The organism is Corynebacterium sp. HMSC065H09, from assembly GCF_001812845.1.
GTDB lineage: Bacteria > Actinomycetota > Actinomycetes > Mycobacteriales > Mycobacteriaceae > Corynebacterium > Corynebacterium jeikeium_D.
Map to the genome: position 1 here is coordinate 164,070 of NZ_KV810573.1, position 14,709 is coordinate 178,778.

The following is a 14,709-nucleotide window of genomic DNA, read 5'->3' on the forward strand; positions in this document are numbered from 1 at the left end:
CGTGACTTCGACTGCTTCTAATAAGGAATCCACTCAGCTGACCGCCGAAACCGATGTTGACATGCTGACTATTCAGCGCGTGCTGTTTGCTCCGCCCGCAGACTGGGTGGAGCCGGATTTGTACTACCGAGTCGAAGGCGTTGGCGCCTACGACAGCTCGGTGCAGGCCACCCGTAACTCGATCACGCTCGGTCGCCACACCGTGGTGCGCACTGACACCTACTTCGGTCGCTTCCGAGCTTCTTACTGGCAGCGCTGGACCTCAATTAAGCAGGTCGAAATCCGTGCGCGCGTGGTCGGTTCCGCGCGTGTGCTGGCCTACACCGAAGATATTGGGGGCCACCTCCGCTTGGAGGACTCCTGGGCAGCGGGCGGCTCGGATGCCGACGGCAACTGGACCGGTGAGCACTCGCCGATGTCAGGTTCTGCCAATGAAGAGGTGCGCCTGACCGTCCCGCTGGACCGCTTCGCCGATGGCGGTGCCATTCACTTGCGCTTCGACACCGAGGACGCAGGCGCAAAGATTTCCGATGTCCGCTATGTTGTGCCCAAGTCGGCTATCAAGCGCGATATTCCGACTGACCTGGTCATTTGTTCCTACAACCGGCCGGTTGACTGTGCTCGAACCGTCGCCACGCTGGCAGAGGACCTGCCAGCCCTTGAGCGCGTTCGCACCATCCGCGTCGTTGACCAGGGCGAACAGCACCCGGCCGACGAAGCCGACTTCATCCAGGCCAAGGAGATCCTCGGCGAGCGTCTGAACGTTGTCCACCAGCCGAACCTCGGCGGCGCCGGCGGTTTCTCCCGCGGCATGCGCGACGCCACCGCTGCGGGCGACTGCATGGTTCTGCTTACCGACGACGACATCCGCCCCGAGCCCGAAACCACCTTGCGCCTATCCGCCCTGGCCGTATGCGCGGAAAAGCCGATGCTGCTCGGCGCGCAGATGCTCTTCCTGTTCAACCCGACCAGCCTCTTCCGCACCGGCGAGACCTACAACTGGAAGGCGCTGACCGTCGAGGAGAACGACCCCAAGTTCGGTTACGCCGACGTGGACGTGCGCAAGTACCACCAGCTGCGTCGCCTGGGCGTTGACTACAACGCCTGGTGGACCTGCCTGGTGCCGTCCGAGGTCATTAAGAAGATTGGCCTGGCGCTGCCGCTGTTCTTCCAGTACGACGACATCGACTACGGATTCCGCGCCGCCAAGGCCGGCTACCCGACCGACACCATTCCGGGCGCCGCCGTCTGGCACGCCGATTTCTACTGGAAGGACATCGAAAACGCCGCCCAGTACTTCGGCCTGCGCAACTCGCTTATCGCCGCCACCATGCACGGCGATGTCACCGCAAAGGACATGGTCAACGTCGCTTCACGACGAATCCTCTCGAACCTGGTCTCCATGCGCTACGGCCTGGCCTGGACGCAGATGGAAGCTGTTCGTGACCTGCTACGTGGCCCGGAGGTGCTGAAGAACGCATCGCAGGGCGACTTCGCTCGCATTTCTGCTGGTCGAAAGAACTTCCCGGAGACCGAGCTGCTGCCGATGCACGAGATGCCGGGTGGTCTGACCCCAGTTCGTCCGCCGTCACACGAGATCTCCAGCGAAAACAAGACGATGGCAAAGCGGCTTGCGTACACCCAGATGGGTAAGAAGCGCCCGGGGCCGGTGGCTGTGGCCTTCGAGGACTCCTTCTGGTGGCACATTTCCACCTTCGACGACGTCTGGGTCACCGATGCCTCCCAGAACGGTGTGCGTCACCTGGTCCGCGACCTGGATAAGGAAAAGTCCATGCGCGCCGAGACCATCAGCCTCATGCGCGAACTGTCCTCCAAGTGGGACGACCTTGCGAAGCAGTGGCGTGCCGCCGTGCCATCTTTGACCAGCGAAGACAACTGGGAAAAGTTCTTCCAAGGCGAGTAGTTCTTCAATCATGACCACGCACACACCCACGCCTTCGACTAGCTCAGGTGACAAAACCCGCAAACAGCTCATCACCATCTTGGTGCTGCTGGTGTTGATTATCCTGTTGCTGGCTCTGTTCCTTTTCCTCCAGGTTTCTGGGGATCGAGGTGGCGATTCGGCGGCTGCTGAGGGCAGTGTGTCGTCGTCAAGCGAAAATGGCGATGCGCAGGTGCAGGCGCAGGCGGAGAAGGCCGTCGTTGTGTACAAGCAGGTGCTGGCGAACCCGGCGCCACTGCAGACTTTTGTCGGAGAAGTTAGTCCTGGTGGGGCGATGAAATATGCGCTCGTGCATCTTGATGATGGGTGCGTGCCCGAGCTGGTGCTGAACTATGGCACAAGTGCGATGAGCGCCGAAATTGATGCGATTGGTGTCTACGGCGTTGACGAAAATGGTCAGGAAATTCAGTTTCAGAATTCCTACCATGACGGCGTGACTTCTGTGGGCGGTGTACGTCGCGCTCTTCAGCGAGCTACTGGTCAGCCGGGTATGTTCTCGTTTTCTGCAGAGAGGATGGGGCGCGATCAGGAAGATTTGCTGGTGACGCGCCAGGGCAATGAGCTGGTGGAAACGCCTGCGAATCCGGGTGCCGGGGAGTTCGAACAGTTTAACTGGATTCCGGTTGACAACCTGGATGTCGTCGAGGCCATTGCTGCTGGTAATGACTGCGCGCCGGGCTCGGGCTCGAATGGTACTGGCGCTGATGGTGGTAACGGTGGCAACGGTGACCCGAATCCGACGGCGGGGCAGCAGGCTTCGGGGTCGGGTTCGAACTCGGACTCGGGCTCGGGTTCGCAGTCTGGGGCTTCGGGTTCTAGTCCGCAGGGGTCGAGCAATGGAACCAGCGGCCAGCAGACCGTAACCGGTACCGTGAAGGTTTTCCAGAACCGAGCCGAGGTTCTCGCTTATCAGCAGCGTGAGGATCCCAACCCCCATACTGCCGACAATCGACAATTTGCGATTCTGGTTCTCGACCAGCCAACTGAAGTGACAGCAACGCTTGCAGGAAGTAATGAAACTGAGACACGCACTATTGACCATGTTGTGATTAACCCAAATCGCCACAGCGATGGGGAAAGGGCAACGATTAGCTTCTCAGCTGACGAGAAGTACTGGCCGTCAGACACCGGCATTCCGTTCGGTCTCGCAGTTGAGGACGGCGCCAAGTATTAAGTAAGCGACAGCTGGGTGTCCGCAGCTAGTTATCCACAGCCGCCAAATTGTCCACAGATAAGTGCAATTCGGCGGCTTTTCCGCTGCCAATTTTCACGGAGTCGGTCATAAATGAAGGCACTAATTCCATGCGTGAATTCCTGTAGCCGACCTCGGGGAGCGTGCCTAAACCAATGCCTACCTGGAATTACGATTCCGATGGCCTCATCCATGCGGCTGCGCAGAAGCAAATCAAGCATCCTTGTGAATACGTCAGTGCCACGTCAGAGCTGGATAATCTGCACGGCCACGTCGAAAGCACAAATATTCGAGATAAATCCCTGCTCAGACTGGCGCACGGCACCTACATCGAGTGCTCTCGCTGGAATGCGCTGTCAGCATTCGAACGTTTTCAACTGCAGATAAAGGCACTGGTCAAGCCAGGTTCCGGGACAATCATTACGGGCGAAGCAGCCGCTGCGTTGCATGGCATCCCGTTGCTTGTTCGAAATGCCACAATCGCGCTTGCCAATTCCGGCCTGCGCCGACCTGGCGGCGGATTGCGCCATGTCGGTGGCAAAATCCTCGAACAAGACATCGTTCGCATTGGTGGGCGCTGCGTTACCGATGTGCCGAAAACCGTCATCGATATTTGCCGCACCGCCGAGTCCGAAAACGGGCCAATCATCGTTGACACCGCACTACGACAGTGGTGTGACCTCGAAGAATTGCGTACAGTCTTCACAAATTACCCACGTTCGCCGGGGACCCGTCGCGCCCGCGAGCTACTTCGAACTGCCAGCGAACACAGCGAAACCATCGGTGAGTCGATCACAAAGAAATGCATAATCGACTCAGGAATTGCCACGCTTTACGACGAAAAATGCGTGCTCATGCAGCAAGTCGAGTTCTATGACAGTGAAGGATTCATTGGGCGCGTCGATTTTTATGTGCCTCATCTGAATTTGATCATTGAGTTCGATGGGCTGACTAAGTATTCCGGTGGCGGGGTAGCAGCTACGGAGACTGTGCTTCTGAAAGAGCAAGCTCGCGAGAAGCGTCTGCGAAACCTCCACTTAGATGTACTCCGCTTCCAATGGTCACAGGTCATTAATGGGGACTGCGTGGAGGTCTTGCGACAGTTCGCTATTCGGCAGAGGCAGCGCATTCAGGCAGGTGGATTGGTATTTTCGTCCGAAGTTGGGCGTTTTCGTCAAGCCACTGTCCCGTATAAAGATCGGCAGCTCCGTGAGTCCAGAATCCAGGAGCGTAAGCAGCGTTTGCAGCTTCTGGAAAATGCACCGGCCTCGCGCGACTCAGGCTAAGTTCAGCTGCTGACCTATTGCAATTGTGCTGACTTATGGCCAACTTTCCGCCACTTGTCGATGAGTTTTCAGGACTTATGGCCACGCTGTTGGCCTGGCCCGCGCACTTATCGTAGGACTATTCACTTATGCGCAGGCTGTAGCGCATCGATGAGTGAATACCTCATCGATATGTCAGTGGAGGAGAAGGGAACCAGGGGTTAGGTAACACTTTTGCGCACTGAGCACTCGAAATGCGGACTACACGACCCGGGCGAGATCAAATATGCAGGCCAGCGCCACAGCCTCAGCCCCACCAGCCCCACCAGCCGCAACGCCAGCCCGAACTACTTCGACTTTGGATCGAAGCGCTCGAAGTTCTCCGCGCGCCCCTGCTTCAGTAGCTTGAACCAGCGGTAGAAGCCGCGGACATCGCGGCGCTGGACCAGGAAGAACCAGCCGAAGCGCAGGAACTCCTGTGGCATGAGCTTGCGCATGCCGGGCTGGCTCATCAGGTAGCCGCGGTTGCGGTAGGTGAAGTAGCGCTTGAAGTCATTGGTCGGGTACTGCGTGTGCATTTTGCCGCCGAGAATGGGCACAAATTCACCCGAACCGGAGGGGTGCAGGTAGGCCGTCGTCAAGCATGTGCCGAACCGGAGGCCGGAGCGGACCAGGCGGCGGTGGAATTCGACCTCGTCGCCGCGGATGAATAGGCGGTAGTCGGGAACGCCGAGCTGTTCCAGCGAGCGGGCGCTAAACAGCGCGCCGTTGAACAGGGATGCGATGCCGGGCAGGAGATCGTGGTTGCCGTCGATGGTCTCGAGGTCGCTAGGCAGTTCGAGCCCGGTAGCAGCCTTCTGATCTGCGAAATTGGTGAACCACTTCGTGCCCTCGGAGTCGCGTACTTCCGGGAGTTTGGGGTTGATGCCGCTTTCGAAAAGCTCCTCGCGATGACGGCGCCACACCAGCCCGCGGCGCAGGGGGAATGCCAGCTTGTTCGGGGCCTTAATGTCGCAGACCACCGGCGAGACAGCGTCGAGCTGGTGACGTCGCGCGCAGCTGTGCAGCGCCTTCAGCACGTAGGAGTCCTCCGGGCGCCCGTCATCATCGGCGCACCAAATCCACTCCGCGCCCAGCGACAGCGCAGTCAGCATACCCAGTGCGAAACCACCAGCGCCGCCCAGGTTCGTCTTGGAGCCGACGTAGTGAATCTCCGGCGCCGATCCGCTTTCCGACGACTGCTGCGCCGCCACCTGCTCGGCGAGTTCCTTGACCTTCGGGTCGTTGCCGTTGTCGACGATGATGAGCCACTTCGGCATGTGGGTCTGGCTGGCAACGATGGGAAGCGATTGACGCAGGTCCTCGATGCGGTTGTGAGTCACCACGATTGCGGCCGTTGCTGCTTCATCGTGCTTTGGGTGGTCAGCCGAGTTTTCGCTCACTTCGTTCTCCATCGGGGGAAGTACCGTTTATTACTGTTTTTATTGCTGTCTATCTTGCCATGTTGCTCCGGGTGGGCAATTCCAAGCATCCGTGCCGCCCGCCAGCCGCCCGCCAGCCGTCCGCTCGGCCACGATGGGGAACTGCGCCCGGACTCCCGGCGAAGCTGCTACCGTCGCTGCGCGAGCACGCGGCGCACCTGGTCGGCGGCCTCTTTACCTTCGTAGGCTTCGACCACTTCGTCGACAAGCCCTGCCTGTCGAACCGTACCGTGATCAATCCACAGTGCCGTGTCACACAGCTGCGCCAGGAATTCATTCGAGTGCGACGCAAACACCAGCAGACCGGAGCGGTCGACCAATTCGGTCAACTTCGTCCGGGCCTTCGCCATGAATGCGGCGTCGACGGCTCCGATGCCTTCGTCGAGAAGCAGGATCTCCGGCTCAATGGACGTGACCACACCGAGCGCCAAACGCACGCGCATACCGGTGGAGTAAGTGCGCAATGGCATGTGCAGGTAATCGCCGAGTTCGGTGAATTCTGCGATTTCGTCGAGCTTGGATTTCATCTGCTTGCGCGTCTGCCCCAGGAACAGGCCACGGATGATGATGTTTTCCAGGCCGGAGATCTCCGGGTCCATGCCGACACCGAGGTCGAACACCGGAGCCACACGCCCGCGCACATCGGCGGCACCGCGCGTGGGCTCATAGATTCCCGACAGTAGTCGCAGCAGCGTGGACTTACCCGCTCCGTTGTGGCCAACCAAGCCGACGCGGTCGCCCTCGCGCAGATGGATGTTGATGTCCTTCAGCGCTTCAATGACCACGACGTTGGAGTCATTGCGGCCAATCGCACCACCCGCGGCGCCGAGGAACGCCTTCTTCATCGACCGCGATTTGGCGTCGAAAATGGGGAAGTCAACGCACGCGTTGTAAGTATCAATGCTGACCATGCTTATCCCTTGCTAGTTCTATTCGCTTTACGACGGCCTTTGCGGCCTAAACCCAGTAGCTCACGCGGGAGCGCCACAGGCGCATGGCCCCGAGTGCCAGCAGCAGGCCAACTGCGGTGCAGGCGAGGACGATCCACCAGTGGTAGGTATCCACCGGCTGGCCGGTCAGTGGGGCGCGGATGATTTCCAGGTAGTGGAACAGGGGATTGATCTCTGCGATGCGTGCGCGTTCGGCGACGGCACCGCCCTGTTCCTCCAGTGTCTTGGTGGTCCACACAATCGGAGTCATGTAAAACACCAGCTGAATTAGGGAATCCAGCAGTGGTGCCACGTCGCGGTAGCGCGTAGCGATGATGCCGAAGAACATCGTCACCCACACACCGTTGACCACCAGCAGCGCCATCGCGGGGATGACCAGGAAGAAGTTCCAGCCCAAATCCGGACGGAAGACCAGCACGAGAATCAGCCAAATCACCATGTTGTGGGCCAGGAAAAGCAACTGACGCCACACCAGCCTGTAGACGTGAACACTCAGCGCACTGGGCAACTGTTTGATGAGGCCTTCGTTTTCAATGAAGACGGTTGCGCCCTCGCGCACGCAGCCGGAGATGAAGCCCCAGATAATCAGACCAACGGTCACGTGCGGCAGGAAGAATGCCAGGTCCTGCTGGAACAGCAGCGAGTACAGCAGGCCGAGAGCCAGGGCCATCGCGCCGGTGGCAATGGTGATCCACAGCGGGCCAAGCGTGGAGCGACGGTACCGCTGCTTGATGTCCTGCCAGCCCAGTTGCAGCCACAGTTCGCGCTGGCCAAAGCCGGTAGCCAGATCCCGCCAGGCAGCGCCCATGGTACGGGAACGCGACTTGAAAGCCGGTGCCTCACCCGTTGCGTCAACCATTCGCGCAATGTCGCGGCGGAGGGTTTCCTCCGTGCGGAGAGCGGAGCCATTGCGCACAGTATCGGCAGACTGGTCGGCTGCGTCTGCGGATTGGCAATCATTTTCTGCGTTAGTCACGTCTCCAAACTACTAGCAAGGGCGGATTAGATTGAATACCGACAGCGCCGGGCGAGCCATTATTCCACGTCGTGACGGCGAACAACGGTCGCGTGGGATGGTCGTCATTGGTGGTTACGTGGTGCTTCTGAGGCTGGTTCCACAACTGGTTATGTGACTGGTTATGTGAGTCTGGAAAACTTACATACAATCGCCGCTGTAACTGCTTTATGGCCTGCGGCTGGTGCATATGATTCACGCATTGGGAGTGCTTGCGCATGGCTACAGGCAGGAAAAGTTCAGCCAATTTTAAGCAACTACTAAAAAGGGATAAAGATTATCCTATAGGGGGTTGCTTCGATAGAATTGGCTCCAACTAAGATGTGCAAGCGATACACGGTTCGAGGCATGGACACTCGATTCGTGGGTGATTGCACGGTTAATTCTGAAATAGATATCGCAGCTTGAATTCGAAACCGGGAAAGGGTTTTCATGGCCTTCGATGTGCCGACAACCAGGGGTGCTTACTCGTCGCTTTCCGACGGGTGGACATACCTCAATGCGGGTCAACGCACCCAGGTACCCGAGCGTGTCCAGGCTGCGATGATTTCTGCATTTCGCAATGCGCAGAAGTCCCTTCCTGGTGAGACTGGGGCGGGGGCTCATGGCCAGTCGCGCAGCTCGGGCGTTCCCGCTGCAGCGGAACTAACCGCCAGTGCGCGCCGGGCTTTTGCCGATCTCACTGGTGGCCCGGTCGCCGGCGTGGTGTTGGGATCTTCGCGTGAGGTGCTCATGGAGCAGTTCACGTCCGCAATGAGTCGACGCTTGACGCTCGGCTCTAACCTGGTGATTTCTCGCATTGGTTCGCAGGTCGTACACGCACCACTACGCCGAGCAGCCAATCTCTACGGAGCTCAAGTCCGCATTGCTGAGGCTGACTTGTCCTCGGGTACGTTGCCGTCCTGGCAGTTCGACGAGCTCGTAGACGAGCACACTCGCCTCGTTGTCGTCCCGGCCGCGGATCCGTTCATTGGCACCATTGCCCCGGTAGCTGACATTTCTCGGCGGGTGCATGAGTACTCCAACGCCTGGGTTTTGGTTGATGCCTCGGATATTGTCGCCTACCGCGATGTGTCGATGAGCAAGCTGGGCGCCGACATCATGCTGGTTGATGCCTCCGTGCTGGGCGGGCCTGAGGTCGCAGCATTGGTGTTCAAGGATCCCGAGATGTTCGAGCGCATGACGTCGTTAAGCTATGTGCCGAATGTGCGCGGCGTCGAGCGGATCGAGGTTTCCGCGGTGTCGCCGGCATTGCTCGGCGGAGTGTCGGAATCGGTGCTGCACCTGGCATCGCTGGATAGCACGGCGAGGGGGTCACGTAGGCATCGCATTGAAACGGCGATGCCGCAGGTTTCTCGCTACTTGACGACGTTGTCGGAACGCCTGATTGCAGCGTTGATGACCCTGCCTCGGGTGTACATCATCGGTATGGATACCGAAGATGATTCTTTCGCGAGTGTGTCGCGGGCACAGCACATTCCGCGCGTTAGCTTCCTCGTCGATGGGGTGTCGGCGAAGGTGGTTGTGGACAGGCTGCTGGATAATGGCCTGGTGACCAGCATTGTTGATGCATACGAATCGCCACTGCTGGAGGCCATGGGCATCGATGAGGCTGGAGGCGCCGTGGGAGTTGGCCTCCAGCCGTTCAATACGCCGCACGACATTGACCAGCTCGTGCGCGCAGTTGCCTCGCTCGGTTAACTAGGTAGTCAGCTAACTAGACGGTCAGCACAATCTTGCCGCTGACCGCGCCGCTGTCGAGCAGCTCGTGGGCCTTGGCTGCGTCGCGCATATCCATGACCTCATGAATTTGAGGGGTGACGGTGCCGTCGGCAAGCATTGGCCAGATGGTGTCCTCTGTGGCGTTGACGATGCGAGCCTTGTCAGCGAGATCGCGGTAGCGCAGGCCGGTGGCGGTGATGGAGCCGCGCTTGCTCAGCAGGCGGCCGATGTTGAGCTCGCCCTTAACGCCTCCCTGCATGCCGATGATGACCAGGTGGCCGTCCTTCGCCAGGGCCTTGACGTTTCGGTCGAGGTACTTTGCGCCCATGATGTCCAGAATGACATTGGCGCCACCCTCAGCTGCAACGATCTCCTCGAAGTCCTCTTCCTTGTAATTGATGAGGATGTCGGCGCCGAGCTCCTTGCACTTAGCCAGCTTCTCCGCCGAACCGGCGGTGACTGCGACGCGAGCACCGAGCCGCTTGGCCATCTGAATAGCGAAAGTGCCGATGCCACCCGCGCCACCGTGGACCAGCAGTAGGTCGCCTTCCTTGAGGCCGGCAATCATCACGACATTCGAGAACACCGTGCAGGCAACCTCGACGATGGATGCGGCCTCGGTGAAGGAGTAGCCATGTGGCAGGGGGAGAATCTGGCCGGCCGGGACTGCGACCTTTTCGGCGTAAGCGCCACCGGAGAGAAGGCAGCAGACCTCGTCGCCGACTTTCCAGCCCTGGGAGTCCCCCTTGACCTCTTCAATGACACCCGCGCACTCCAGGCCGAGGGTGTCGGTCACGCCTTTCGGTGGCGGGTAGTGGCCAGCGGCCTGCAGTAGGTCAGCACGGTTTACGCCAGCGGCCTTGACCTTGACCAGCACCTGCCCATCCTCGAGAGTCGGTTCCGGAGCATCGGCCCATTCCAGGGCGCGGGGGTTGGAAAGATCAGTCTGAATGATTGCCTTCATAGTCTTCAAAGGTAATGCAAAAACTGGTTATGCACGCGGTATTTCAAGCTCTTTTGCAATTAGCAAAAATAGTTATGTCTGTAGAGGTGGATGCTTGGGGTGTGGTGTGGGATGAGAAGGCTAGCGAAAGGTGCTGGCAAGGGGTGTTATGAGGGCGTTTGCTGCCTCACGGCGGTATGCGGTTATGATGTTGTCGTTGGAAGTATGGCAGAGCGGCCGAATGCACTGGTCTTGAAAACCAGCGAGGGTCACACCTCCGGGGGTTCAAATCCCCCTGCTTCCGCAGATGGAAACCCTCGGTAGTTGTTCTACCGGGGGTTTCTTCATTTGTCTTCAAAATTGGCGTATGTGGTGGGGCCAGCGACGGATAGTCGTACCGTACGTAACCGCGGTATTGCGCGCATTGCTGCATTCTCTCCGGCCGCAGGTATGACATGCGCGGACATGTGCGGGATTCGGCAGTATCGCACATGCTCAGGAACTGGTGGTCAATGACACCATCGCCAAGGGGCGCCGACGCGATTGCCGACGGTTCGTTGAATACAGGAACTGAAATCCACTTCAACCCGGGGCACTCGGTGGAAAAGCTGCATGACATGGACCCGAAACCGTTGTGGCCTGAAACAATACGGGCAATTTGCCAAAACCGGTAAGCTCGGTCTTGCTGTAATACAAACCCAGCGTCATACTGGCGGACGGTATTGAGGGAAAAGGTCGAACAATGGCAACGAATCGGAGCAACCACTCGGACGACTCGTTCGGTGAGTGGAGCATAAATCCGGACGCGTCAGATGATCAGCCCTCTGCAGATACGCCGGCAAATGCGTGGAGCGCTGTGGATGGGTCACAGTGGGAGCAGCCTGAGGGGCAAACGCAGTATCTGCAGCAGCAGTATCCACAGTCCCAGCAGCCTGAACCATACCGCCCTGCCCCCTATGTTCCAGGTCCGCAAGCTGGTCCGGCTGCTGCGCCGCGCAATGACAACAAGGGGCTGACCATCGCGGTTATTGTCCTGGCACTCGTTGCGGTCGCTCTCTTCGTCGGCGCAATGGCTTACTTCTACTTCTCCGATTCGAAGGGAGTGAATTCGGCCGGCAGCAACTCGCCCCAGTCGGTTCAGTCCGCTAGTGCTGAGGGTTCCTCCACCTCGTCGACCGCTGAGCAGAAGCGTCGCGCTGAAGGGTTCCAGCCGCCATCGAACTGGCGTCACTGCTCCGGCTCGGGCGATCCGGGTGATTTGAACTTGGTATATGCAGAAGATGTCGGTGGTAACACTACGACCTGTCAGTTTGCCACCAACGTCCGCAATTCCTTCGTTGAGCAGTACCAACTTACGAAGAAGCTCAACGGTACTGTCACCGCTAGCAGCCCAACAACTGGCAAGACATACAGCATGACCTGCCGCGATAACGGTGAGGTTGTCACTTGTACCGGCGGTACGAATGCGACGGTGCACATTGTCTAAACGTCTCCGAGCGGCTCTGGCCGCAACCGCCGTCGTCACGCTCGGCCTTAGCGCCTGCACCATTGGCACCGATTCGGCGGGCATGCCGTCGCCGACGCTGTCCAATCCGCTTGACGACGGCCCCGGCGGCGCATCCTCCGACGGGAAAGTTGTGCCCGGTGAGATGCCTCGCGAAGTTGTCGAGGCCGTGAAATCCGCGCAAAAGGAACTCGGTGGTTTGGCCGGCGCCGCTCTGGCAACGCCGGATAAGGATTCCGAAGTGGTTTCCACGGGTGACTTCAAAACGGGTCCGGCCTGGTCGACCTCCAAGGTGCCGATTGCGGTGGCTTATGTGCGCCAATCGGGCGTGGATTCCCTGGTCGAAGACGCAATCACGGTTTCCGATAACGATGCGGCTGAGTCCATGTGGTACTCCCTGGGCGATGACGCGACCGCGGGCGCGACCACCGACGAGATTCTCCGAGAGGGCCACGACACCCGCACCGTCATGGGCACTGACCGCATCCGTGCGGAATACACCGTCTTCGGGCAGACGCAGTGGGATTTGCGCGACCAGGCTATTTTCGGCGCCAATTTGCAGTGCATCGAGGCGGGCCCAAAGGTCGCTGACCTCATGGGACAGATTGCCGACGAGCAGTCCTACGGCCTCGGACGCATCCGCGGCGCCCACTTCAAGGGCGGTTGGGGTCCCGATGATGAAGGCGTCTACCTTGTGCGGCAGTTCGGCTATCTGCCGGGCAAGAAGCCGGGCACCTTCGTTGGTGTAGCTATCGCAGCCCAGCCTGACGACGGCACCTATGAGACCGGCCAGCAAATGCTTGACCGCATCGCAAAGGCGATTGAGCGCAGCGGTGGCGCGACCACCGGCCGCGCCGGTAGCTGCTAGCTGAGCGATAGCTGTTAGCGCTCAATTCCTAGCGCAGCCAGCAACTGCGAGGTCTCGTCCTCAGTAGTGATGGTGATACGAGCACCTTCGCCGGCAAAGCAGCGGATGAGAATGTTGCGCTGCGCCAAGAAGTCACCGAGATCCGTGGTGGTGGCCACCGAGACGTCGTCAAGCAAAGAGAGATCCGCAATCCGACCCTCGTCAATCCAAATGAAGTTGGCCTGCGAGTTCGGCAGCACCGTCTCGCGGCCGGTGGCGGCGTTGATGGCCTCTGTGACGGCGACGCGCTGTGCGCGGACCTCAGCAATGCGGGCGGTGAGCTCTTCCTGTGCGTCGAGCGAGGTGAGCGCGGCAATCTGCGCGAGAGTGTTTACGGAGAAGGGGATAGCGACCTTATTCACGGCCTCCACAAGCTTGTCCGGGCCGAACATGTAGCCCACACGAAGCCCGGCCAAACCGTAGACCTTGGAGAATGTGCGCAGGCCAACCAGGTTGGGGTAGGTATCCAGCAGCTCATGCGCCAACGGGGTAGCAGCATGAGTGGCCTCGTCCACCAGCTCGATGTACGCCTCGTCGAGAGCGACCACAACATCGCCCGGAACCTGCGCCATAAACTCCGCGAATGCCTCGCGAGTGATGGTCGTGCCCGTCGGGTTATTGGGATTACAGACGAAAACCAGGCGTGTGCGGCCGGTGATAGCGGCAGCCATTGCCGAAAGATCATTGCGACCCTGCGCATCCAGCGGCACCGGCACCGGAGTAGCCCCAGCGACGCGAGCGAGAATGGGGTAGGCCTCGAAGCTGCGCCACGGGAACACGACCTCATCCCCATCCGCACAGGTGGCCTGTACGAGCTGCAGGCACAGAGCAGAGGAGCCGCAGCCGACCGCGACCTGCTCCAGGGGCAGACCCAGATGCTCGCCGAGCTTAATGCGCAGGTCAACCGCGCCCATGTCCGGGTAGCGGTTCGGGCTGGTGGTTGGGTCAGCGATGGTCTGCGAGATGGCCTCCACCACCGAGGGCAGTGGCGGTTGGGTCATTTCATTGGACGCGATCTTCAGCGCGCCGGGCACAGCCTTGCCCGGGACATAGGCCGGAACCTGCTCGAGGTCGGCACGGGTTTTGGGCTGAACTGAAGATGCATCGTTGGTCATAGGCCTAACTGTAGAACATGGCCCGGATTGGGCAGTACAGAATCCCCGCAAAATCCCAAGGTGTGGTCGCTATTTGTGGCGCCGTATTTGGTGGCTCCGCGGGTGTTTTGCTTTTCAATTCTTGTGTTCTGTAGGATTGGCTGCGGTTATTTGGTCTCGTCCACGCAATGGCGAACAGCTTTGCTGAAGCGGGATCGATGCCAGTGGTTTTGGAGGCGTGCCAGAGCGGCCGAATGGGGCTCCCTGCTAAGGAGTTGCCTGTCTTGCGACGGGCCGGAGGTTCGAATCCTCTCGCCTCCGCCACACGCGCCCGTAGCTCAACGGATAGAGCATCTGACTACGGATCAGAAGGTTAGGGGTTCGAATCCCTTCGGGCGCACCATGTAGACCCGCACCTTGTAGGTGCGGGTCTTTTGTATTTATTACCTGGCAGCGCGAGCCGGGGCATTGCGGGGCGGGGGCAGCGAGGTCCTTCACTTGTGGCCAGGGTTCGGTCACTTATCGATGGTTTCTCGTGGCCTGTCGATGGTTTTGCGCCACTTATGCGCGCGCTGTGGGTGCTACGTGTGCACTTGTCGATGCGTTGTTCACTTGTGGCCAGGCTATAGCGAATCGATGGGTGAACTATGCATCGATAAGACAACGAACCAGC

Annotated in this window: 11 protein-coding genes and 3 tRNA genes; 9 read left to right on the forward strand and 5 right to left on the reverse strand. The window is 59.5% G+C overall.

All coding sequences use genetic code 11. The features are described 5' to 3' along the window. Position 1: 1 nt before the first annotated feature. The 3 genes from HMPREF2878_RS01055 to HMPREF2878_RS01065 all read left to right on the forward strand — a co-directional run bounded on the left by HMPREF2878_RS01055 (position 2) and on the right by HMPREF2878_RS01065 (position 4,441). Entirely contained in the window at positions 2-1,924 is a 1,923-nt protein-coding gene (locus HMPREF2878_RS01055; protein WP_016421829.1) for a glycosyltransferase, read from the forward strand. A 10-nt stretch (positions 1,925-1,934) separates the two neighbouring features. After that, entirely contained in the window at positions 1,935-3,137 is a 1,203-nt protein-coding gene (locus HMPREF2878_RS01060; RefSeq protein WP_070652699.1) for a hypothetical protein, read from the forward strand. A 173-nt stretch (positions 3,138-3,310) separates the two neighbouring features. After that, entirely contained in the window at positions 3,311-4,441 is a 1,131-nt protein-coding gene (locus HMPREF2878_RS01065; RefSeq protein ID WP_070652700.1) for a PDDEXK family nuclease, read from the forward strand. A 326-nt stretch (positions 4,442-4,767) separates the two neighbouring features. Here the strand turns inward: HMPREF2878_RS01065 and HMPREF2878_RS01070 are convergent, their stop codons facing one another. The 3 genes from HMPREF2878_RS01070 to HMPREF2878_RS01080 form a co-directional block, all read right to left on the reverse strand. Further along, the gene (locus HMPREF2878_RS01070; RefSeq protein ID WP_070429125.1) at positions 4,768-5,874 is read right to left on the reverse strand and encodes a glycosyltransferase; all 1,107 of its coding nucleotides are present in this window, start codon (positions 5,872-5,874) and stop codon (positions 4,768-4,770) included. A 155-nt stretch (positions 5,875-6,029) separates the two neighbouring features. Then, the gene (locus HMPREF2878_RS01075; protein WP_005510871.1) at positions 6,030-6,812 is read right to left on the reverse strand and encodes a galactan export ABC transporter ATP-binding subunit Wzt/RfbE; all 783 of its coding nucleotides are present in this window, start codon (positions 6,810-6,812) and stop codon (positions 6,030-6,032) included. 46 nt (positions 6,813-6,858) lie between these two features. Next, positions 6,859-7,827 carry a galactan export ABC transporter permease subunit Wzm/RfbD gene (locus HMPREF2878_RS01080; RefSeq protein WP_083310795.1) on the reverse strand — a complete coding sequence of 323 codons (969 nt, stop codon included), beginning with the start codon at positions 7,825-7,827 and terminating at the stop codon, positions 6,859-6,861. 471 nt (positions 7,828-8,298) lie between these two features. Between HMPREF2878_RS01080 and HMPREF2878_RS01085 the strand changes: the two genes are divergently transcribed. After that, the gene (locus HMPREF2878_RS01085; RefSeq protein WP_070652701.1) at positions 8,299-9,567 is read left to right on the forward strand and encodes an aminotransferase class V-fold PLP-dependent enzyme; all 1,269 of its coding nucleotides are present in this window, start codon (positions 8,299-8,301) and stop codon (positions 9,565-9,567) included. 16 nt (positions 9,568-9,583) lie between these two features. On the opposite strand, the gene HMPREF2878_RS01090 is transcribed toward HMPREF2878_RS01085, so the two are convergent. After that, positions 9,584-10,552 carry an NAD(P)H-quinone oxidoreductase gene (locus tag HMPREF2878_RS01090; RefSeq protein WP_048732059.1) on the reverse strand — a complete coding sequence of 323 codons (969 nt, stop codon included), beginning with the start codon at positions 10,550-10,552 and terminating at the stop codon, positions 9,584-9,586. A 198-nt stretch (positions 10,553-10,750) separates the two neighbouring features. Here HMPREF2878_RS01090 and HMPREF2878_RS01095 point away from each other — a divergent pair. From HMPREF2878_RS01095 to HMPREF2878_RS01105, 3 genes are all read left to right on the forward strand, one after another. Beyond that, positions 10,751-10,835 (forward strand) — tRNA-Ser (locus HMPREF2878_RS01095). Positions 10,836-11,273: 438 nt separating this feature from the next. After that, the gene (locus HMPREF2878_RS01100; RefSeq protein ID WP_070652702.1) at positions 11,274-12,017 is read left to right on the forward strand and encodes a hypothetical protein; all 744 of its coding nucleotides are present in this window, start codon (positions 11,274-11,276) and stop codon (positions 12,015-12,017) included. Next, a complete protein-coding gene (locus HMPREF2878_RS01105) occupies positions 12,010-12,903 on the forward strand; it encodes a hypothetical protein (protein WP_242451355.1) in 894 nt (297 codons plus the stop codon). Before HMPREF2878_RS01100 ends, HMPREF2878_RS01105 begins: the two co-directional genes overlap by 8 nt. Before the next feature lie 14 nt (positions 12,904-12,917). Here the strand turns inward: HMPREF2878_RS01105 and HMPREF2878_RS01110 are convergent, their stop codons facing one another. Further along, positions 12,918-14,057 (reverse strand): histidinol-phosphate transaminase, encoded by a 1,140-nt coding sequence (locus HMPREF2878_RS01110; protein ID WP_049172459.1) that lies wholly within the window; start codon positions 14,055-14,057, stop codon positions 12,918-12,920. Between the two features lie 211 nt (positions 14,058-14,268). Between HMPREF2878_RS01110 and HMPREF2878_RS01115 the strand changes: the two genes are divergently transcribed. Then, positions 14,269-14,360: transfer RNA gene (locus tag HMPREF2878_RS01115), tRNA-Ser, on the forward strand. Positions 14,361-14,363: 3 nt separating this feature from the next. Continuing rightward, positions 14,364-14,439, forward strand: a tRNA-Arg gene (locus HMPREF2878_RS01120). Positions 14,440-14,709: the final 270 nt, after the last annotated feature.